Below are 21,019 nucleotides of genomic sequence, written 5' to 3'. Positions count from 1 at the left end.
CATCCTTGGCTTGAGGGTTCAATTGCCTGATATCAAGTTGACAGAGCCGTAACCGCTCCAGGCCGAACAGCCCGCGCTGCTGCACGCCTTCACCCGGAACTTCACCGTTCCATTCTGCAAGATCAGCGCACTGGCCGTGGTGTTGGGGCCGACATACATATTGCTGACGCTACCGTCCGGATCGGTCTCCTCCAGCGTGTAGCTGCCAGCCCAGGCGACCGCCGCCCAGCTCGCGTGCACCACTGGCTTGTAATACGGGCCACTCGTGCTGATCTGTGGCGCCGCCGGCACCGCCGGGATCACACCCACCGCGATGGTTTGGGTCGTACTCCACGGACCGCAGCCGCTACTGTTGCACGCCTGCACCTGATATCCATAGCTGGCGCTGCTCTTGCCGCTAATTGCGAGACTGGTCGCGGCGCTGCTTTGCACGGTCCCCCACGCGCCGTTGTTGACCCGCTCCTGCAGGATATAGCTGGTCGCCCCGCTTACACCGCTCCAGCTCACCGTGTAATTGCCTGTAGTGCTGGTGGCCGGCACGCTTAGCGTAGGTGCAATCCCCGGTGGAGGCGTGGTAGCCCCGCCCTGGCTAACATATCCGCTCCATGCAGAGCAGCCGCTGGTACTGCAGGACTTTGCCCGGAACTCCACCGTACCCTCGTCGAGAATGAGCTGACTGGCAGTGGTGTTGGGGCCGCTATAGAACGGTGTGACATCTCCGTTGGCATTGGTTTCCTCCACCTGATAACTCGTCGCCCACGGCATGGCGCTCCACGTCAAGGTGAATACGGGCTTCCAGCTCGGACCGCTCGTCGCGATGACGATGCTGGTGGGCGCCGCCGGTATCAGCACGACCGCCACGGCCCCGATGCTGCTCCAAGGGCCACAGCCGCCAGCATTGCAGCCCCTTACCTGGTAACCAAAACTGCCGTTGGTTTTGCCGCTGATCGCGCTGCTGGTTGCGCTGCTGGTCTGGATCGTGGTCCAGCCACCCCCGTTGATCTGCTCTTGCAGCGTATAGCTGGTCGCCGCCGTGACTCCGCTCCAGCTCGCCGTGTAGCTGCCGCTGCTGTTGGTCGCCGGCACGCTGAGCGTCGGGGTCCCGGCCGGCGGCAGGGTCACCGTCACCGCGCTGCTGACTTTATAGGCGCTGCAACCGCCCGGGTTACACGCCGCCACTTGATAGGTGTAGTTGCCGCTCGTGGGGACCGAGCTCGTGCTGCTGGTAGCCGCGCCGGTGTAGACCGTACTCCAACTGTTACCGCCCAATTGCTGCTGTAACGTATAGCTGGTTGCTGAACTGCTGGCCGCCCAGCTCACCGCCACACTGCCACTACTGGTTGCAGGCACAGTAATGGACGCCGGCGTCAGTGGCGGAAACAATACTGTCGTACTGGCGATGCTGCTCCACGAACCGCAGGTCACGCCGTTGCACGCCTGCACCTTGTAACCGTAGATGCCCTCACCCTTGCCGCTGATGGCGATGCTGGTCGTACCAGCCGTCTGGATCGTTGTCCAGCTGCCACCGTTCACCTGTTCCTGCAGGACATAGCTAGTCGCGCCGCCTATCCCATTCCAGCTGACGGTATAGCTACCTGTTCCGCTATAGGTGGGTGCGTTGATACTCGGCGCAGCGCTCTCATCGCGGGCGACGAGCTTGGTGCCCAGATAAATGAAGTTGGTCGACTTCAGAGTGGCCGCATCGACTTGGTACAGCAGTTGCCCGGCCTGGCTGTAGAAGTAGTAGGCCGGGGTTCCTCCTGTCGGGGTCTTCATCACCCGTCGGCCCGACGCGTCATAGGCGTAATTGTCGTACCCCGGGATCTGGGTCAGCTGGTTTTTCTGGTCGAAGACCAGGTTGGCTCCGCTCTTGTTGATAACGTTGCCACGGTTGTCGTACTGGAAACTGTCGACCGTACTGGCGCCGTTGGTGATGCTGGCCAGCTTGTTGGTCGTGTCGTAGTGGTAGGTGGAAGTCTGGCTATCGCTCGTGCGGCTGCGCAGGTTGTTGAGGGCGTCGTAGGTGTACGCCTGGGTACCCCACAGGCCGGCCGCACTGGCGCTGGTCAACCGGTTCAGCGCGTCGTAGCCGAATGACTTGTTGCGCGGGCCACCGGCCACCAGATCTGCCACCGTGGTGATGTTGCCGTTGGCGTCGTAGCTGAGGTCTTCGCTCAGCTGTGCCGTGCTGCCGGGGCCGTAGCTGAAGTTGCTGAGCATCTGGCGCGCGTTCTGCTCGGCCACGTAGGCGGTACCGTTGCCATAGACAAACTGCGACACCTGCCCGTTGGGAAAGTAACCGATGCCGGTCGCGTAGCTACCGGCCTGGGTCGGCCGGCCCAGCGCGTCGGGCGCGTAGCTGACATTCTCGCCATCGGGGTAATGCACCAGGCTGAGACTGCCGTACGCATCATGGGCATAGCCGAGGCCCCAGGCGTTCTGGCCGACCAGCTGCAGGCTCTCGCCGATGAGCATGCCGCGATAGTTATACGAACCACTCCAGGTGCTGATGCCCGAGACCACGCTATCCGGCTGGCCTAGCGGCGTGTAGTGATATTGGGTGCTCTGTGTGCCCGAAGGCGGCAGGGTCGTCAGCACCCGGTTCATCGCATCGTAGGTGCGCGCGGTCTGCGCCGCTGTGGCCACTTGTTCCTGTCCGCAGCCCGTGCCGGTGATCGCCAGCCCTTGCGCACTCCACGCCAGGTTGTTGGCGCCGTCGTAGGCCATCACCGTGCTGCCGCTTTCCGGCTCGGTGGTGCGGCACAGGCGGTGGTAGGCGTCGTAGGTCAGCGTCTTGGTGACACTGTCGCTCTCGGTGCCGTACAGGCCCGACTGGGTGATCGACAGCGGATTGCCGTAGAGGTCGCGCGCAATCGTCTGGGTGATGCCGACCGGTGCCTGCACCTGGATTACCGCGTCATAACGAGGTGCGTCGAATACCTGGTAGGTGGTTGTGGTGACGTTGCCCTTGGGGTCGGTCACCTGCTGGCGCGCGCCGGACAGGTATGTGGTGCTGCTGGTGAGCGCACCCAGCTCGGAGTCCTGTTGGATCTGGGTCGTACGGCCCAATGCGTCGTAGGTCGTGGTACTGCCTTGGATACCGGCCGCCGCGGGTGTCTGCGTGAAGATGAGCGCGCTGGCACTCGGGTACGAACCGAAGATCTTCTGGCCTTTGGCGTCGTATGTGCCCAGCGTACTGGTTTGAACGCTGCCACCGATGTCGCTGTCGCTGAGCACCGGACGCAACATGGCATCGAAGTAGGTAACTCCGACCGCGTTGCCGGTGGTGGTGGTACGGCGCCAGTGGTTGGCGGGGATGCCGCGCTCGGCGCCGGTGACGAAGTTGTAGGCGAAGGTCTTGGGCAGCCATGCCACTTCGTCCCCGCCGGGATAGGTGATCCCGCTGATCCGGCCGACACCGTCATAGCCGTAGCTGGTGGTGTGACCAGCCTGATCCGTGATCGCGCTGATCTGGCCGAAGTCGTCGACGGCCAAGGATTCGCCGGTGCCATCCGGGTAGCCGATCGTCTGCGGGATGCCGCGCTTGTAGTTGCCGAGGGTGGTGGTGTGGGTGTTGCCATCGGTGAAGCTTGCCAACTGACCGGCGCTGTTGAACGTGTACTGCATCAGCGTCTGGCCAAAACGGGCGCGCGACTGCAACGTGTCGTTGCTGGTGCTGTAGGTATTGAGGCTTTCGACCTCGCCGGTGGTGAGGTTGGTCACCTGTTGTGGCAGGCCCAGCACCCACAGCGCCGGATCGTTGAGATAGGTGGTCGCCTCCTCGATCGGGCTTTGCCCGGCGATCGAGTTGGAGCGCTTGGCCTGGGTTACCTGCGCGTAAACATCGAACGCTTCTGCTTGCCAGGTATAGGTGTCGCCATCCTGCGTGATGGTGCGCAGGTTTTGGGGAGAGACTGTTACGACCTGTGCCTGGTTGATGCGATTCTGAAAATTGTCGCCGTACACACTGGGAAAGGGGCCGCCGGTCGCAGCGGCATAGCCGTTGGTTTCAGAGCGTTTGAGTGTCGTTCCGAAGGCGCCACTGTAGAAATCGGTGCGCAGCAGATGGCTTTCGGACGCGTCGTAGCGGTTGCTGAAGGTGTAGCGGACGTCGTGGCCATCCGGGTCGAGCACATCCGCCCACACGGTGTCCACGCAGGTCTGACTGGTTGCGCACGCGTCGGTCGACCAGCTCGAATTCGTTGGCGAGAACGTGTAGGCCCATGTGCGCGTCGGCAAACCGGCGCCCGTAAATGTCTTGCTGACAATCGACGGCACATAATAGAAACGCGGATAGGTCGAATAACTCGAGGTCGGGCTCGTCGTCACGCAGCTCTTGTACACATACGAACGCCCCCGAATGGCAGGTTTGGTCGTGAAGCTACCCGTCAGCCCCGACGGATGAACCATCGTGGTGGTCCAGCTCCTGTCGTCGTACGCCGTCGGCTCATCGCACGTCCCGGGAATTTCCGTGGACATGTCAGCGTAGGAGAGACCACCATCGAACGACCACGAGGAACTATCGGGCAAGGTGACGGATGTCAGCCGATAAAACCCGAGGTTGGATGCATAGCCATAGGTCCAGGTACGAGACGTCGATCCGCTGGTTACGCTGGCGGTCTTGATGCGGACGTTGGTTCCGTCAACCGGGTCGTAGGTGAGAGCGATCTGGCGACCATCACTCGCGACGATGCTGTTCAGGCGCTTCGGGTTCGTAGCGTCGTAGTTGTAGGTTAGATAGTTTCCAAACCGATCTTCCACACGCGTTACCAGCATGACGCCCAGTTCGCGCCGCAGAAAATCCGTTGGTAGAGACATCGGCTGCACGCTGAATCCCGCGGGGCTCGAGCCGAGCGCACGGGTGATGTTGGGTGCCCAGCGATAGATCAGGTGATTGAACGTGTATTTGGTGCCATCCGGTGCCACCGCAAGGAACCCTTCGCCGCTGATACCGTCATCCGTGGCAACGCCGCACGTGAGCATCCAGTTGTGTGTCGTGACGATGTTGAACGTGGCGCCCCCCATTTGCGGCGTGAGGGTGTTGTAGGTGACGTCGCGTTTGAGCAGGTCCTGGCTGCCGGAGCCGGGAATAATCATCTGGTAACCCGACCACCACGAATGAGGCTCCCAATCCGACCCGCCGTTTTGCGCCGGCACCGTCCACGGAATGGTGAATTGAGTGCATCGCGCCGTGGAGTGGTTGATGCCTATCGTCCACCCCTGATTCAATATCACCGCCGTTGTCGTGATGCGCGGGATCTCGATATTCCAGTCCGCAAAGGACCCATCGTTCGATTCGGAAGGCGGGGATTGGTCGGTAATGGAATGCAGCGAACGGGTCAGCTGCAAAGCCGGTCCATTGCCAGGCAGGCTTATGTCGGTCTGCGTAAACGAAAGGCTGCCGTCGTAGAGGCTGACCTGTTCACCGAACGGGTTTTCCCCCAGCGGCTGGATGTCCTCGCTGACACGGATCAGCTTTTTGTATTCCTGCTCCGGGAGGTTTTGCGCGCGGCACACACCCGCGAGCGACGCCGACAGCACTGCCGACAGGCAGATCCCTTGCCAAACACGCATAGATGTTCCCCTTTACCTGGCGTCAGGCGCAGGCATGGTGGGGACATTGAGACGGGTGGCGGTGCCAAGTCAAGTGGCTGTTCTGGACCCCTGATCGGGTATCTCTGCATTTGCTTGCGAGCATCATGCGAGCGAGGGGCTAGCGGCTTGTCCGGACATCGGCTCGGGCTTAATAGGCCGATTTCAAGCAGCGATATCTGGGGATGGTCCCGGGATCTTCCGGGTATAGACGCGTCAGCGCATGCCAAGCAGGTCTACATCGAGCACGATGCCATACAGCGGTTCACCCTCCCTCGGCGCTGTCCACTTGCTGCCTTCATTGCGGAACAGCACGTCGATAGCCGGCCGCGCGTGCCTCGCGTTCTGTGATGCACCACACATACCGCGGCATGCAAAAGTGCCATTCACGACAGTCGTAAAGCAGCAATTCGAAACAATCATCGGACAGGCCGAAAATCCGATCCTTTGCGTGACGCCCAATCCTGCACCATCCCGCCCGGGAGGCATCCGCAGACAGGGAGTTCAGCTATGGATGCGATCCACTCCAAGAGTGCATTCGTGTACCGGCAGGTCAAACGCGCCCTGCGATCGGGACGCTACGCGCCTGGTCAGCGGATCGATCCGGCCACACTCGCCGCAGAGTTCAACACCAGTCCCACGCCGGTTCGATTCGCGCTGTATCGCCTGGTCGGCGAATCCCTGCTCGTCGATCGTGCACGCGACGGACTGTACGTTCCTTTGCTCACCGAGGTCGGCCTGCGCGACCTCTATGACTGGATGGAACGGCTGTTGCTGATCGCATGCGATATCGGCGCCATGCCGGCAGCCCGAAAGACCGAGCAGCTGGAGCTCACCTCTGCCGACGACGATCTGGTCACGCTGACGTGGCAGCTGTTCGACGCAATCGCCCTGGCGACCGCCCGCGGAAACCTGCACCATGCCGTGAAGCAGGCCAACGACCGGCTGGCGCCGATACGCCGAGCTGCGCAAGGATTGCTCGAGCACCGCTTCGAAGAGCTTTCGGAATTGAACCGGCACTGGCAGGCCCGCGACATGCCGGCCCTGAAGTCCGCACTGCACGACTATCACGAATGCCGCAAGCAACTCGTGCCGTGCATCGTGGCCTTGCTGAGCGAGCGCAGCGACTACCTTCACTAGACCTCGCCGATGTCTTCTGCCCGCAGGTCCGCTTTGCGCGACCACGGCGGTTGCCCGCTTCGGCTTACCCTGCCGACAACCGGGTCTCAAACAGCCGCTTTCAGGGGACCTGGAAAGATGCCCGCATTCCGGGCGCAGGTTTCCATCTGCGCCGCGGAACGTGGCTCGCCCAGGCCTCAGGCCGCTTTCTTGGCAGCGGTCTTTGCAACTTTCTTGGCTGCGCCCTTCTTGACGGCCTTCGCCGGAGCCGCCTTGGGTGCGCCATCGATCAGGAGGCTCTCGGCGGTGGTACCGCGCTTCTTCAAGGCCTGCACGAACCACAACGGCCGCTTGCCACGACCTGACCATGTCTGGGTAGCGTTCGCAGGGTTGCGATACTTGGGGGCTACTACCGATTTCGGCCCCTTGGCGCCTTTGCCGCTACGTGTCGGATACACGTCGGCCAGGGTGAGGCTGCTGTTTTTCAGCAAACGCTCGATTTTTTCCCGGACCTCGTTGACGTGATTGGCATGAGCAGCCTGCATCTGCGACTGGGCATTTGCGATGAGTGCCTTGAGTTCGGCTGGGGACAGCGTTTCGAGATTAATGGCCATGGTTGTGCTCTTGGGCAGTGGATTAAAAATGGGATTCTATCCGAGTGAATAGGAATTCACCTACAAAAGGAAAAGGCATTTCCTTACACGTCTCCAGCTTACTTCACTGCATGGGTGGCGACGAGCGGGTGAATGCCTCAGAACTAACGCCGAGGAGCCTCACGTACAGCGCAGCCCGAAGCCGATCAGCGCCGGCGAGTCGGTCACGAGCGGTAGGTTCGGGCGATCAATTTCAGCGGTGTGCGTAATGTGCGCCTATGCCGCGAGTCGAAGAGGCGTCGAAGCAGAGCCCGGCATTACAGGGCGACCGTCACGCTTCCGGAATAATCACCGGATGACAGCGCAATAATCATTTGAAAATCAAAATTTGCGCCTCCTACGCTGCTCGCGTCATGGGACTGCCATGACGTTACCGCAGGAGATCGAAATGAACACGAACGAGAACATTCGCAACGACACGCCGGACGATGTCATCGTCCTTGGCGTCGCCAGCGTCGAAACGAAGGGCGGCACTGGCCAAAGCGAGGCGAACGGCTTCCCCGTTACTGGCATTTCCGAAGATTGACCCCAGGGGCGCGCTGAAAGGCGCGCCCCTCCTGCGGGGAAGCGACGATGATCCAGCATCTGAATACGGACATATCGTTCTGCGAGATGGATGGCCGGCTGTTCTTCTTAGATATAAAGAACGACCAATACTTCCAGCTGTCTAGTGCGCTCGAGCGCAGCTTTCTCAGTTATCTGGAAGCACCTGACAAATCAGCCGTCGACATCAGTGGATTGGTCAAACACAACCTTATTTCGCTGACGACAACGTTACCGCACGGCGGCTCCGCAATGGGCATTGCTCTCCCTAGCGAGAGCGCGATTGAAATGCCCTGTCCCGACAAGCGGGTCCCTTTCGATGTGGCGCGAGACGTCTTCGTTATGGTTGCCATGATGCGTTGGCAACTGAAAGTGCGGCGGCTGAAACAAGTTCTCCAAGCCCTGAGCGACTACCGCAACGAGAGAACATCGCCACCTGTCCACGACCAAGCCGAACTCCGGCAGCGTTTGTCAGAAGCCGCGAACGCCTTCGAGCTTGTGCGGCCCTACGTACCCATCGAAATGTGCTGCCTGATCGACTCATTGTCGATGGTCAGGTTCCTCGCCAAGCGCGGCTTACATGCCCACCTCATCATGGGAGTGGCATGCGATCCGTTCTCCGCCCATGCCTGGGTGCAACACGGCTCGCTGGTATTGAACGAAACCGTGGGAACGGCCCAGGCCCATGTCCCGATCCGGGTAATCTGATGTGCTACCGCTACGTCGCCTTGTCTGGCAACTTTGCCGGCAACCCGAAAAACTCCGGATGGTCGCTCGCAGATCCGTTGCGGAACCTGCGCATGGAACTCTGCGGCCACGTAGGGTGCGTTGCACTATTTGCGCCCAAAGAGACTCCGACGTTGCATTTACCGGGGGGCGGCATACTTCTCGGCGACCTATATGACGAGGACGGCAGACCGGTCAAGGATCTGGCGCGTCTGCAGCATCTGCCGACACAGTCGGTGCTGCGAGAACATCTTCTCGACCGCTACTGGGGTGAGTACCTGCTATTCCAGCCTGCCGAAGAGGGTACCGACAGCATCACCCTCATGCGGGATCCATCCGGCGGCATGGCATGTGCCTATTCACTGCAGGATGGCAATGGATTCATCACCTCCGACTTGGCGATCGTGTCAAGTCTTGGCCTGCATCGCGACCGGATCGACTGGGACTTTGTGCGCCACTGCCTGGTCTATCCGCACATGAAAATCTCTCGCACCGGTCTTGCCGGCATCAGGGAACTGCTTCCCGGCTGCATGCTTGCAATCAACGGCGAGACAACACGCACCATGCTGGCTTGGTCCCCTTGGACCTTCGTCGCCCCTACCCAGCGGCGTAGCCACCCCGTGGCGTCGGCAGAGGCACTTAGAGAAGTCATAACCATGGCGGTTCAGGCCATGGCTGGAACCGACCGATCTCTGCTACTCGAACTCTCTGGTGGTATGGATTCTTCGATCGTCGGCGTCTGCCTTGCGGGAGCGCGAGCACGAATCACCTGTTGCACCACTATCACACCAGTGCCCGGTGCCGACGAACGCCGATATGCCAGTCAGATCGCAGAGCAGCTTGGCGTCGAGCTTTTGCAACGGCCGCTCGATTTCAATGAGGCAGACATCGATTTCCCGCTGCCGAGCCACTCACTGAGGCCTGCAGTCTGGATGCTGGGCCAAGCCATTGCCCGCGCTATGAACGACGAGGCAGGCCTCCAGGAAGTTCGCAGCCATTTCTCCGGCAGCGGTGGCGACACGATCTTCTGTTATCTGCCATCCGCCGCTCCAGCCGCCGATGCCTTTCGGGAACGTGGTGTGGCTGCGGGATGCCAAGCTGTAGTCGATCTGTCCAGGCTTCATGGATGTACGGTGGCAAAAGCCACACGGCTGACGCTAAGGAAGCTGTACCTGCGCCCCAAACCGGCCTGCAGACCGGACTATTCATTGCTGGCACAAACTGACGTGACTCCTCCTCTGGAGTTGCATCCATGGTTCGATGCGCCACCCCATGCCCTTCCCGGCGACCGGGAACGGATCTTCGACCTCGCCGGCAACCAGATGTTTGCGGATGCCACACTTCGAGCGGGTCATCGAAGAGTACGCATGCCGCTGCTTTCTCAACCTGTGATGGAAGCTTGCCTCCGCATTCCCTCCTGGATGTGGATATCCGGTGGTCAGAACCGGGCCGTCGCCCGATCCGCATTCGCCACACAGCTTCCGAAAGACGTGCTGGAGCGGCGCAGCAAGGGCACCTTCATGAACTACAACGCCGGGATATACCGCAGGAACAAAGAGACCATCCGCCGATTCCTGCTGGACGGCCACCTCCAGTCCCGCGGCCTGCTGGATCCGCACAAGCTGAACCTTTTCCTGGACAGCCCACTGTCCTCTCGCGATCGTTCCTTCATGCGTATCTTCGCCCTGTGCATGATCGAGAACTGGGCCCGGAAGCATGCCTAGCACTTAACCCTTGCAGTCGGGAGCCGAGGACCGTGCCGACGTCGGGCGCCTTCGCAGGGCACGCCAACGCGCGTACTGGTCAGCCTTGGAAGGATCATCATCCTCATACCCCTGCAACCAGAATCGAAACCAGTCCATGTTGCGCGTGTAAGCCGCGAGCTTGTGTTTGGGTTGAAATTTCTGATGCGGCTCGTTGGGGAATACGTAAAGGTCCGCCATGCTCTTCCTGATCATCGGGATGACATAGTCGGTCGCCTGCATATACTCCTGCTCGGGCATCTGAAAGAGGATCGGAGCAGATATTCTGTCCAGGTTGTAAGCCGGGGAAAGCACATGCCATTGCGACGGTGTTTTTTCGGGCGAACCAAGTCCCCAGAACTTTTTCAACCCGCTTGCAAACGGGTCCCCTTTGATGGATCCAAGCAGATAGTAGTTGGGCGACATCGACACGGAACTGACTGAGGCAGCCGCCAGAAGTCGCGACTTCATTGCGACCCACATCGTGACTTCACTTCCGAAGCTCAATCCACCCATCCCCACTTTGGCGCAATCGACCTCGCCATTTGCCGACAACAGCGTGACCGCGCTTTCGGCGGCCGCGAGTCCTTCGTTGTAGCGATCGACAGGGTCGAGGCGATAAGGGGCGGCATTGATGCAGAGCGCAGATATTCCGTGCGCCGCCAGGCTTGCGAAGGGCCATTCATCGCCGAAGCCACCACGCACGAATCCCGCGCATCGATAGTAATTCACGAACAGCGGAAGCCTGGCTCCAGAACCGCTTTTCGCTGGATAAAACCGTCCTGTGAACAGCTGGCCTCTCGCACCTTTCCAACGTAGCAACCTTACCGAACTAGATTTCGCCATCGCCCGCGCGAGCGCTGCATTGGGTTCAAACAGAACCCGCTGGGCTTCTGTCTCCAGGTCGATCCGCTCCAGGCGCGGCGGCTGACTGGCTGTCGCGCTCACACATACCATCGCGGCATGGGAGGCCCCGCATTTACTGGACGGATCCCGCCCACCATTGAGCAGGCCCGGCGAATGCGCCACCGGTAGCACAGCCCCAGCCCTGACATTCCAGCGATAGATGGATTGCGCCAATCCTGCCGACGGATCCGTTACGGTAAACAACACTTCATCGCTGTGGGGGCGCCATTGGATCGACGTGATTGCCTTTCCCGTGCATGCCGCAGCCTTGCATACGATCTCTTGCGGCCCTTCGGGCAATGTCGCAGACAACTTCACATCCGGTTTGTCCCGCAAGCCGTTCCTTTTGCCAGTTCGGGTCAAGATGGCTACACGGTCATCTGCGGGTGAGCGCGAGAGGAGCCAGGCCTCGGGGTATCGCTTGTCTGCATTGGATTCCTCACCAACATCACGGGCTTCGGCAGCATCCAGGTCCCGCGTTACCCGCTTCTGCAGATCCACTGCTTTCCAGTGATCGGGAACATCGGCCGGCAATGGAACACGATCGAACCAAACTTTGCCGTAATGCTGCGTCGCCATGCGTCCCCCTACGAAACCGGAGCGAAATAGCGGCTGGCCTATCGGCACGAAAGCGTCGATGTGAATGCCCTGGTCGTACTCGGCCCGCTCCGCCGACCGGACCTCCTCGCGGGCGGCGCCGACGCTGTACCTGAGGACACAGCCGCCCTTGCCCAAGACGAAATCGCGCACGTCCGCCGTGTCGTGCGTCATGGGCTCTACGCCCGAACCGTTCGCCGCCGCGCGCCACACATCGATCTTCCCGTCGACCATGGCGCGGTAATAAATCCAACGCCCATCCGGAGACCACACGACAGTAGCTGGCAAAGGAATTCCTGCAGAGTCACGCAGGACCACGCCGCCGTCCGCGATCCGGTGGGGAAGCGACACCCCGTCGACATCCTGCACATACCAGAACGCATCGTAGGTGTTGCGTTCGACCGAAGCCTGCTCGATCCGGAACGCCACCAGCTTTCCATTCGGGGATACGACAGGGCCATTGAAGTCGGCCACCTCCAGCAGGTCGCGAGGTTCAACCGTCTGTGCGTGGGCGACATACGAGAGCCCGCTCATGAGCACGATAATTGGCAAGGTTTTCATTGCCGTCACCAATGCTTGGACAACGACAGGCTCAGGAAGCGCCCCACCGCCGAGTAGTTGGTCGAATCGTAGGGCGCATAGCCGTTGGCGTAGTTCACCGAGGTGGCGGCGTACAACGGCGGCGCACGATTGAGTAGATTCTGGGCCGACAACTCCAACGCCAGATTCGACCATGCATCCTCGCGCGCGCCGGCCTCGTAGCGCAGCGTGGCGTCGAAGGTGCTAAACGAGGCGCCCTTCCTGCCATCCGCAGTATTGGTCACCCCGCTCGTGTAGTTTCCAAACAGCGAAGCGGTAAATCCGCCCTGCTGCCACATCGCCCCGATTCGGCTTTTGATCCTGGCCGGATGGGCCAATGTGCCAGCCAAGTCGTAGGGGCTCTGCGCCACCGTCAGAGATTGTGTACTGGCCAGCCAACTGGTCGAGCCCCGGACCATCAACCGCCCTGAGCTCAGGTTGAATTGGTACGACCCCGACAGGTCGCCCCCCTTGATCCGTTGCCGGGCTGCATTGACATACCGGCCGTCGAGGATCGCCACGACCTTGCTGGCGTCGTAAGGTGCACCAACGAAGTTGAAGAAGTTGCTGCTGTTTACGTTTGCAAGCGCCGTCCCCTGCGCGGCCTCGGTTGGATCGTAATCGACAAAATCCGCGTAGACCGGATTGCCTAGCACGTTGAAATCGGTGAGCGGCTGCAGAACACGGTCGGTGTAGTCGATGTCGAACCAGGTCAGCTCCGCTTCAAGGCCGGTTAGGGCCTCCGGGTGAAATGCCAGCGAGGCACTCCATGTCCGGGCCCGCTCGGGACGCAGGTCCGCGTTGCCGCCCGACAGCCACAACACCGCAGCGTCCGTGGGGTAACCGGCACCAAATGTCGCCGCCGGGTAGTAGATGGCGACCTGGGCGAGAGAGAGCTGATCAAGTGTGGGCTCCTTGAACGACTTGCCCCATGAGGCTTTCAACGAGAAATCGGCACTGGGCGCATAGATCAGACCAAACTTGGGCGAGGTCACCCTTCCGTAGCCGCCATCTTCGGTGCGGACCGCGCCTGTCAGCGCAAGTCGCTCAACTCCGCCGATGCCCTGCTCCGGCCCGATCAACGGCACGCTCAACTCGGCATAGGCAAAGCGGCTGCTCTGATCGCCACTGGCACCGACCGTTCCGCGGCTGGGGATCGAGTACAGAAAGTCGTTGTACCGGTAGCCTGCACCCGTGGCCAGCCTCGCTTCGCCGCCGGGCAGTGTGAACAACGGCCCTTCCGCGCCGATCTCGTAAGTCCGGCTTTTGTTCCCGTACGCGACGCCGCCAGCAGTGACCGCCCCGTCTGTTCTGCTTACTGTCGGTTGAGAAATAGAACTCCTCTCCTTTCCCACGGCCCCGCTGAGCGTGAGCGTCCAGTCGCCCGGCAGCCATATTTCGAAACTGGGCGCCAGCAGGGTGGTCTTCGTCTCGACGTTGTAGGGGTAGTAGACGCTGGGGTATGCCGACGATGTCGAGATGTCCCGCTCGTTCCTGAGCGCATCCAGATGCAGTTCCGCAGCGTCCCCCAACGACTGATGCAAGCTGAACAAGCCGCTGCGCAGATCGTTGCCCTGCCACAGCGTCGAAGGCCGGTACATCGACCGGGTGTAGTCACGCTGGTCGGAGTAGATCGGGTCATTGGAGGTTTTCTCCAGCGCCGTGATCAAGCCGCCCGTAGCCCAAGTGGTGCCGGTAGTCGCGGTGTACTCGCGCGTGATCAGCCCACCCTCGGTGGCTCCGCCATAGCGCGTGCCCACGGTCACCCCATCGAAGTCCCGCTTGAGGATCACATTGGCCACACCGCCCACCGCATCGGAGCCATAGATCGCAGAAGCACCATCCGGCACGATCTCAAGGCGCTCCACCGCCGACACAGGAATGGCGCTGATGTCCACCGCTTGAGAAAAACCGCCGTAGGACATGCGACGACCATTGAGCAAGGTCAAGGTCGCATCCGGCCCCAGCCCGCGTAGATTCATGCCCGAGCCGCCGGTGATGTTTTGATTGCTTGGCCCACCTCCCCCTGCGCCTTTCGCAACTCCAGGATTCTGTCCCCCGGAAAAGTTCTGAGGCACGCTTCGGGCCACTTCGCCGAGATCGGTAAAGCCCTCTTCCTGGATCCGCTCGCTGCCGATCGTGATGACTGGTGATGGCGTGCTGCCGCCGCGGATGCGCGTGCCGGTGACGGTCACGGTCTGCAGGTTGGTTGCCGCTGGCGCGGCGGACTTGTCGGTCGATGTTTTCGGTTGCGTCTTGGCCGGCGCTTTGGTCGCCGGCGCCCTGTCCTGCATGGCCGTGTCTGTCGTGGTGTCCTGGGCCATGGCCCGCTCGCTGGTGCCGATGGCGGCCACGAGCAAGGCGATGGAAATGGCGTTGTGTAGCGTGCCTGGCTTCATGCTGCGTTCCTCCCCTTGGTTGGACTGCTTTGCTTGCCGGTCCTGTCGCGGACACGGCCTCTACTGGGCAGCACCATGGGCGCTGCGCCTATGTAGAGTAATATAAAGTAGAGTAATAATCTGTAGAATTCAAGGCGGTAGATGGACAGGCTGGGCTTATGCCCTCCCAGTCCAAGCCCAAGCGCAAGCCTGCACCCCTGTCGAGCGCTCTCGGTCACATCGCCGTGAACGTCCGTCGCCGCCGCGATGCCATGGGTCTGACGCAAGCAGAACTCAGTGAATTGGTGCCGTGCCACCCCACGTACGTGTCGCAGATCGAACGCCGCGTCACCAATATTTCCGTCGAGCGCCTGGAGGCGTTCGCGAAAGTCTTTGGAGTGGATGCCCTTTCCCTGATGCAGCCCCCGAAATAGAAAAATGGCGCCCCTAGTAACTTCAGGGAGCGCAGCAGTCATGAGAAAAACTGCGGCCTACCGGCGCAGATTTAGACGGCCAGTGGGGGAGGCGCATTGGATCGCCCGGCTCGTAACGATTACTGCGCGCTATCTGCACTCAAAGCGTCAGCCACCTCGCGTAACACAGTGCTGCAAATCATCAGCACACCACGAGGCGACTACTCGGTTATTAGCAGTAGAGTTATATTCTGTAGAAGGTAACCCGGTAGATGGTCAGGCTGGACGCATGTCGTCCAAGTCCTCTCTTCCATCGCTACCAAACGCCCGCAAGCGCGTGGCGGCAAACATTCGCCACCTGCGCAAAGCTAAGGGGCTAAGCCAAGAACAGTTGGCCGAGATTGCTGAGTTTCACCGTACATACGTGTCTCAGCTCGAGCGTTGCGTCACTAACATCTCGATAGATGGCCTAGAACGGCTAGCTCAAGTATTGGGAGTGGACATCACCGACTTGTTGCAGGTGCCCGAACACGGGAAGCGGTGAGTTATCAGAAGAGACCAGCTTGTCTTCCCCAATCTATTTTGGTCGAGCGCAGCAATGCCCGACCCCACCGGTTGCAAGCGCCTACAGAACACCGATCCAGCCGCTGATATCCGCGACGGCCAAGCTGCGCGAACGTGGCAGCCATGGACGAGCATATCGACATGGATAACCCACTCTGCCGAGCCTACTGGTGCGGCAACTTCAGCTGCAGCGATGCAGAGTTGGCTAGTGCAGTGCGCATCATGGACAGCACAGCAGTCGGCCTTGTCGGGCTCTACCTGGCCACACGCAGCCCAGAACCCCGTGACGTCGATCAGCATGACCTTGCCGTGGACGCTTGACGGATAGGTCGGCGACGAAGCGCTAGCTCCAAAATCGGATGCGACCTGCAACGGTCCATAACTGTTCCCGTTCAAAGGTGTCCGTCAAATCCGGGCCAGCTCACACTGACCTCTGTTTCGATCTGCTGATGCTTTACGTCGAAACTACCCGCATTGTCGGTGTCACGCGAAAGCACGCCGCTTGCCTGCAATAGGTTGCTCAGCTCTATTTCAGGCAAGCGGCGACGGCTTTGTCCATGCTCTCAACGTGAACCGGGTGCACCGAGCCAGACTTCATTTTCCAGACGGTGTAGCCACCGCCACTGGCTTTGGAACCCAATGAAGTCTGTTTGCCCTCACTGATCAGCCGAACGTGAAGGGCAACTTTACCGGTGTCTGGGTCTTGGATGTCAAAGAGTTTCCGAGCGACGGCGTCACTCAGCAGGTGCTTCCCCTTGGTGTCCAGACAGAAGACCTTCTTGCCAGACCAGACGAGAAAGTCGGGACGAAACGATCCTGTGTCGCCAGGTGTAAGCAACGGAATTGAATACCCACCAGCGTTCGGGTTCCTGTGCCACCGCACCTTCGCACGATCTAAGGCCTCCGCGAATTTCATCTCCATCTTGTTGAGACCGCCATAACGCTCATACAAGCTGCAAGTAAACGTCGATGCGTCTTTCGCTGTGCGCAGTGGACCAAAATCCATTGGCGAGCTCGTTTCATAGCTCAGCTCCGAATGATCGAAGTAGGCTTCGACCACTCGCTCGGCCACATCTCCAACCATGCTGGCTGCCGGACTGTTCATCTGAACTCGTACATCGAACTTGCTATCGGTTGTATCAACCATCGCTGATACTCGACTGGAACGCTCTCGAATCGCATTGGTGAGAAGCCAGCGCACCCTTACAGGATTCGTGTCGCCCCCAGGGCTCCAGGCAGCCTTGCTGCTGTCTCCAAGCTTGGTCATATCGATTTCTGTCTTGGCCGTTCGGGCTTCGCCCTTCGTGGACGGGTCGTCCTTCGAATAGCTGGGATATTTCGCAAGCTCCTCGGCGACGTGGGGCTGAGCGTCAACACTGTTCACGTGCACTTCGTAAAGCGTCACGTCATCGAAGCGCGGTTCAAGCGTGATGGAACCTGCCCCAGTCCCGCCGAAATTGCTCGTGATCTCAATGGGAGCGCCCTCATCATTGAGCTTCCTCTGGATCTTTGAAATCGTCTCGTCGAAGACATTTTCTTTGTCGACCCGAATGAAGAAATGTGCGCTGTTGAGAAGCGGCGATTCATAGTGTTCCGCGCCGTATTGCCGGAGCACGCGACCGATCATCTGTTCAACAGCAATCGACGAACCCATGCTCTTGTCGATGTAGGCGCAGTAGCAGCCGGGATCGTCCCAACCTTCTTGAAGCGCCAGGTTGAAGATGATGTGCTTGTATTCGCCCGCGGAAAAATCGTCGAAATCGCTCTCCCCCTTCGAAAAGAGATTGACCTCTTCGGGCTTCGATCCTTCCGCAAAATCAAGGTTCGCGTAGATCGCGATGTCCTTGGGCGAAACCTTCTTCTGTTCCACCAAGTATTGCCAGATCCGAATGGGCGGCGCTTGGCGCATCTGAAACGGCGCTTTGGGATCGTCCTTGCTTCCATCGTCGTTGATATTCGTCTTGCAGACGTAGATTGCCTTCGGCTGAATACTCAGGCCCAGACGCTTGGATTCCGACCTTAGCAGGGTCATGCGATCGGTCAGCTCGTCGAGGCATCGTTCCATCGGTGCCGTGGTGCCATCGAATTGGATGGCTCGCTTGACCAGCTGTGCGTCCACAACAGCGTCGCTGGATACAGCCGTTGTGATGAACAACCGCGGATCAGCTTTCCCGTTCTTGCCCAAGGCCTGAGCTTTGGCCAAACCGGTCATATCCTCGACCTCCTCGACCCAGCCAAGGATGGGCTTGACCACGGACTTCTCGAATCCCTCGGGCAATTTTAGAGTTGAACTCGCCAACAGGTAGGCGTCGGCATCCAGCTCAGCGAGAATGTCAGTCTGCTGTTCCGACAGGTTGTGCCCTTCGTCGTAAACGATGATCAGCGGGCGTCGCCGGCCGTCATCCATGAGTCGATCTTTCAGGCGCTCCCAAGGCGATGTGCCGCCGAACAGGTCCTGCCCGGACTTGTAGATCCTCAAGTGCCCTGCAACTTGATCCTTATTGTTGAAGACGCCCGTTGTCGTCATCAGGATCAGCGGCACGGATCCGTCAGCGAGCATGGTGGGCTCCATGTCCTGGATCCCGGCGATACGAAACCCTTCAAGAATTTCGTGATACTTCCCGCCCGCGGAGAAGTTCGTCAGGGTCTGTCCTACCACTGACTTTGCCTTGGACATCCACAGCACAATCGGCTCAATGGACGGATAAGATATGCGAAGCCAGTTGACGCTCTGCGCGAGGATCGGAGTTTTTCCGGCGCCAGTAAGTGCCGCCAAAGCCTGGAAAAACGGCCGCGGTCGACCATTGGCTTTGAGCGGCCTATATTTATTGAAGAGCTCATACCGTTCCGCAATCAGCCGGGCCGCATCACTCTGGAAGGTCTTGAGCTCGATCATGCAGAAGCCTCCTCGTTGTTGAGGGCATCTGCGCGAATGTTGAAGCCGATATGTTCAAGCACCTTGTCGGGAATTTTGTAGAACTCGACACTCGACCCGGTATAAACCGCTGTGCGCGCATAGACGTGATAGCGTCGCGCGAGACCTGCTTTCTGGGCTTCCTCAACAATGGCCCGGAACACTGCACGATCGAGCACCGACGGACTTTCAGAAGCTCCCCACACCAGGAAGAATCCTTCGTTGTTTGGACTGACGCCAAAGAGATACTTGTGCGATCCGACATCCAATCGCTTCAAGTAGGATTTTGCCTTCTCGGCCTTGTTCCAATAGCTCGTCAGCAGAAGGTCAATCATCTCCTCTCGTGCCAGATCAATCACCGCCTTCGCATCGACATCCTTGCGCTGCAGCTCGACGAACCGAAACCCACCAAGCATCGACGGACGCTTGCCCGATACCCAATCGCCACTGATCACCCGACGCAGACGATCGGCAGTCAGAGTCTTCGCGTAGCGGTCGCCCTTCTCGGTGTTCCCCTGCTCAATCATGATGAACCGCCGACTTGCTCCCGAATCCTGGTTCAAGTCGAGGACGGCGTGCCCGGTCGTTCCGGAACCCGCGAAGGGATCCATGACGACGCCATCTGGACGACACCAGATCTGAATGATCTTCTTGATCAGCCGCAGCGGTTTGACGGTCTTGAAATTATGACCTGGACCAACGACAGCAGTCAGCTCATTCACTCCCGCTTGACTGTGGCCGGATTCCTCGTGATCCCATGATTGGGTCCCCATGACAAGCGGATCTTCATACTCGTCCTTAGCCCAATAGGTCAGTGGAACCTTTCCCTTGCGAACCTTAGTCAGATGCTTTTTCTGTCGTGGACCGCCTTCGCCCCCATCAGTGAACACCAGGCTCGGCCAGACTCCTCGATCCATTACTTTTAGCGCGCTGACACGCGCCTTCTTGAGCGCAGCCTGTCCTGCCTTGGGTTCGAGCCCTTCGAATTTGCAACCCTTAATGACAAGCGCATCTGCTTCGCAGTGGTCATCGAGCTTCTTCGACGCGTATTCAACGCCCCACGCTTCCAGTGAGCGCTTCATCTCTGCTCGATCGGAAACCCAATGGCCCCGGGTCGGATAAAACATCCGGCCTGTAAACGGAGATTGAATCGCGTAGGTTCCGGTCTTGCGATATTCGGGAGCAGTTACGTCAGCCGCTGTCCATTCCCCATCAGGATCTCCATCCTCGTTTGTATATCGAGAATTCATGGACGCGGTGCGATCGAGCAGCCCTGTTTTTGTCCGATCCATGTCCTTGGCATAGACCAAGACATATTCGGTGGCAGTGGACAGTCCGCCCTTTTTTCCACCCGTATCGTTTTTTGGGGAGTAGGCCTTTTGCCAATTGATGATGCCGATGCGATTGTCTTCCTTGAAGATCTCATCCATCAGCATGCCAAGCCGGAACAGCTCGCGGTGATCGATGCAGATCGCAATGACCCCGTTGGGCTTGAGCATTTCTCGCATCATCCACAACCGAGGCGTCATGAATCGAAGCCACTTGCTGTGCTTCGAGCCGTCTTCCTTCGGCACCAAATCGCCGAGGTCGGGATCGTTCGGATCTGTGTCCCATTTGTCGTTGTAGCGGAAGTCCTCACCCGTGTTGTAGGGAGGATCCGTCATGATCAAGTCAACCTGGCCACGATATTTATAGAGCGTGACCATGGCGGAAAGATTCTCGCCTTCCCACAGCTCGTTCTGAAACTGCTGGTCCTCTGTTCCACACGAATATTTCTTGATGATGCGCGACAACTTCGGCTTGACCTGTCGGATGATCTGCCAAGGCGCGGTTCGCCCGGCGTAGTTCATCACGATGCCGTCTTTTCCGGCCTCAAGAAGGCTGGCTTCATGCTCCTGCAATAGCTTGATCAACGCAGCACGGGGGAGTTGGTCGAGATCCATTTGCATCAGCCATTTCAGAAACGAAAAACAAAGCCAGCACCAATCCGGCGCCAGCCAACAGGAGGTGTAGCGTATCGGGGGGGATTCTCAGCCTCTGCGACAAGCGTGTCCAAGGTCCGCTCACTTCCCACAATAGCCCGTCAAAGATTACCGGATGGCGCAGGGGATGTCTCCGTGCCCAGCGGCCTGCTGAGCCGCTTTCCGCGCCTCGATCCACGCCTTTCTCTTCGCTTCCCGATCACTGACGTAGTCATCCTTCGGGGCCAACTTCGCGCGCTTCACCACCTCGAAACTAAGCGGGTCGCCAATGACGCTCGATGTAGCCGGCCGTCGCATAGACCGCAGTACCC

At 59.5% G+C, this 21,019-nt stretch carries 13 protein-coding genes; 7 read left to right on the top strand and 6 right to left on the bottom strand.

Annotated elements, in window-relative coordinates:
* Positions 1-18: 18 nt before the first annotated feature.
* A complete protein-coding gene (locus EAH75_RS08385) occupies positions 19-5,574 on the bottom strand; it encodes an RHS repeat domain-containing protein (RefSeq protein WP_140805140.1) in 5,556 nt (1,851 codons plus the stop codon).
* A 528-nt stretch (positions 5,575-6,102) separates the two neighbouring features.
* On the opposite strand from EAH75_RS08385, the gene EAH75_RS08380 reads away from it, so the two are divergent.
* Positions 6,103-6,732: a GntR family transcriptional regulator gene (locus EAH75_RS08380; RefSeq protein ID WP_194150617.1), complete on the top strand. Its 630-nt coding sequence runs from the start codon at positions 6,103-6,105 to the stop codon at positions 6,730-6,732.
* 176 nt (positions 6,733-6,908) lie between these two features.
* On the opposite strand, the gene EAH75_RS08375 is transcribed toward EAH75_RS08380, so the two are convergent.
* Positions 6,909-7,325 carry an H-NS family nucleoid-associated regulatory protein gene (locus EAH75_RS08375; protein WP_140656268.1) on the bottom strand — a complete coding sequence of 139 codons (417 nt, stop codon included), beginning with the start codon at positions 7,323-7,325 and terminating at the stop codon, positions 6,909-6,911.
* A gap of 427 nt (positions 7,326-7,752) precedes the next feature.
* Between EAH75_RS08375 and EAH75_RS08370 the strand changes: the two genes are divergently transcribed.
* Genes EAH75_RS08370 through EAH75_RS08360 form a run of 3 tightly spaced genes read left to right on the top strand, consistent with a single transcriptional unit; the run spans position 7,753 to position 10,357 of the window.
* A complete protein-coding gene (locus EAH75_RS08370; RefSeq protein WP_140805138.1) occupies positions 7,753-7,890 on the top strand; it encodes a benenodin family lasso peptide in 138 nt (45 codons plus the stop codon).
* A 47-nt stretch (positions 7,891-7,937) separates the two neighbouring features.
* The gene (locus EAH75_RS08365) at positions 7,938-8,615 is read left to right on the top strand and encodes a lasso peptide biosynthesis B2 protein (RefSeq protein ID WP_140805136.1); all 678 of its coding nucleotides are present in this window, start codon (positions 7,938-7,940) and stop codon (positions 8,613-8,615) included.
* On the top strand, positions 8,615-10,357 hold the full coding sequence (locus EAH75_RS08360; RefSeq protein ID WP_161596293.1) for an asparagine synthase-related protein: 1,743 nt from the start codon (positions 8,615-8,617) through the stop codon (positions 10,355-10,357). The genes EAH75_RS08365 and EAH75_RS08360 overlap by 1 nt, the downstream gene beginning before the upstream one ends.
* A 3-nt stretch (positions 10,358-10,360) precedes the next feature.
* Here the strand turns inward: EAH75_RS08360 and EAH75_RS08355 are convergent, their stop codons facing one another.
* Together EAH75_RS08355 and EAH75_RS08350 are read right to left on the bottom strand one after the other, a co-directional pair.
* On the bottom strand, positions 10,361-12,439 hold the full coding sequence (locus EAH75_RS08355; RefSeq protein ID WP_140805133.1) for an Atxe2 family lasso peptide isopeptidase: 2,079 nt from the start codon (positions 12,437-12,439) through the stop codon (positions 10,361-10,363).
* A 5-nt stretch (positions 12,440-12,444) separates the two neighbouring features.
* The gene (locus tag EAH75_RS08350) at positions 12,445-14,856 is read right to left on the bottom strand and encodes a TonB-dependent receptor plug domain-containing protein (protein ID WP_140805131.1); all 2,412 of its coding nucleotides are present in this window, start codon (positions 14,854-14,856) and stop codon (positions 12,445-12,447) included.
* 158 nt (positions 14,857-15,014) lie between these two features.
* Between EAH75_RS08350 and EAH75_RS08345 the strand changes: the two genes are divergently transcribed.
* The 3 genes from EAH75_RS08345 (at position 15,015) to EAH75_RS08335 (ending at position 16,133) form a co-directional block, all read left to right on the top strand.
* The gene (locus tag EAH75_RS08345; RefSeq protein ID WP_140805129.1) at positions 15,015-15,269 is read left to right on the top strand and encodes a helix-turn-helix domain-containing protein; all 255 of its coding nucleotides are present in this window, start codon (positions 15,015-15,017) and stop codon (positions 15,267-15,269) included.
* 4 nt (positions 15,270-15,273) lie between these two features.
* Positions 15,274-15,792 carry a helix-turn-helix domain-containing protein gene (locus EAH75_RS20095; RefSeq protein ID WP_343182731.1) on the top strand — a complete coding sequence of 173 codons (519 nt, stop codon included), beginning with the start codon at positions 15,274-15,276 and terminating at the stop codon, positions 15,790-15,792.
* A gap of 143 nt (positions 15,793-15,935) precedes the next feature.
* Complete coding sequence (locus EAH75_RS08335) at positions 15,936-16,133, top strand: DUF3606 domain-containing protein (protein WP_140805125.1); 198 nt, start codon at positions 15,936-15,938, stop codon at positions 16,131-16,133.
* Positions 16,134-16,338: 205 nt separating this feature from the next.
* Here the strand turns inward: EAH75_RS08335 and EAH75_RS08330 are convergent, their stop codons facing one another.
* Entirely contained in the window at positions 16,339-18,708 is a 2,370-nt protein-coding gene (locus EAH75_RS08330) for a hypothetical protein (RefSeq protein ID WP_140805123.1), read from the bottom strand.
* The gene (locus EAH75_RS08325) at positions 18,705-20,675 is read right to left on the bottom strand and encodes a site-specific DNA-methyltransferase (protein ID WP_206666208.1); all 1,971 of its coding nucleotides are present in this window, start codon (positions 20,673-20,675) and stop codon (positions 18,705-18,707) included. The genes EAH75_RS08330 and EAH75_RS08325 overlap by 4 nt, the downstream gene beginning before the upstream one ends.
* Positions 20,676-21,019 lie beyond the last annotated feature (344 nt).

The sequence above is a fragment of the Rhodanobacter glycinis genome (assembly GCF_006438785.1).
Classification (GTDB): Bacteria; Pseudomonadota; Gammaproteobacteria; order Xanthomonadales; family Rhodanobacteraceae; genus Rhodanobacter; species Rhodanobacter glycinis_A.
Note: the sequence above shows the minus strand (reverse complement) of the source record. Positions and strands in the feature narration are given on the sequence as shown.

Coding starts and splice junctions, on each gene's coding strand:
- EAH75_RS08370 (WP_140805138.1), top strand. CDS start 7,753: ATGAACACGAACGAGAACATTCGCAACGACACGCCGGACGATGTCATC.
- EAH75_RS08325 (WP_206666208.1), bottom strand. CDS start 20,675: ATGCAAATGGATCTCGACCAACTCCCCCGTGCTGCGTTGATCAAGCTA.
- EAH75_RS08380 (WP_194150617.1), top strand. CDS start 6,103: ATGGATGCGATCCACTCCAAGAGTGCATTCGTGTACCGGCAGGTCAAA.
- EAH75_RS08330 (WP_140805123.1), bottom strand. CDS start 18,708: ATGATCGAGCTCAAGACCTTCCAGAGTGATGCGGCCCGGCTGATTGCG.
- EAH75_RS08355 (WP_140805133.1), bottom strand. CDS start 12,439: ATGAAAACCTTGCCAATTATCGTGCTCATGAGCGGGCTCTCGTATGTC.
- EAH75_RS08350 (WP_140805131.1), bottom strand. CDS start 14,856: ATGAAGCCAGGCACGCTACACAACGCCATTTCCATCGCCTTGCTCGTG.
- EAH75_RS08385 (WP_140805140.1), bottom strand. CDS start 5,574: ATGCGTGTTTGGCAAGGGATCTGCCTGTCGGCAGTGCTGTCGGCGTCG.
- EAH75_RS08375 (WP_140656268.1), bottom strand. CDS start 7,325: ATGGCCATTAATCTCGAAACGCTGTCCCCAGCCGAACTCAAGGCACTC.
- EAH75_RS08335 (WP_140805125.1), top strand. CDS start 15,936: ATGGACGAGCATATCGACATGGATAACCCACTCTGCCGAGCCTACTGG.
- EAH75_RS08345 (WP_140805129.1), top strand. CDS start 15,015: ATGCCCTCCCAGTCCAAGCCCAAGCGCAAGCCTGCACCCCTGTCGAGC.
- EAH75_RS08365 (WP_140805136.1), top strand. CDS start 7,938: ATGATCCAGCATCTGAATACGGACATATCGTTCTGCGAGATGGATGGC.
- EAH75_RS20095 (WP_343182731.1), top strand. CDS start 15,274: ATGGCGCCCCTAGTAACTTCAGGGAGCGCAGCAGTCATGAGAAAAACT.
- EAH75_RS08360 (WP_161596293.1), top strand. CDS start 8,615: ATGTGCTACCGCTACGTCGCCTTGTCTGGCAACTTTGCCGGCAACCCG.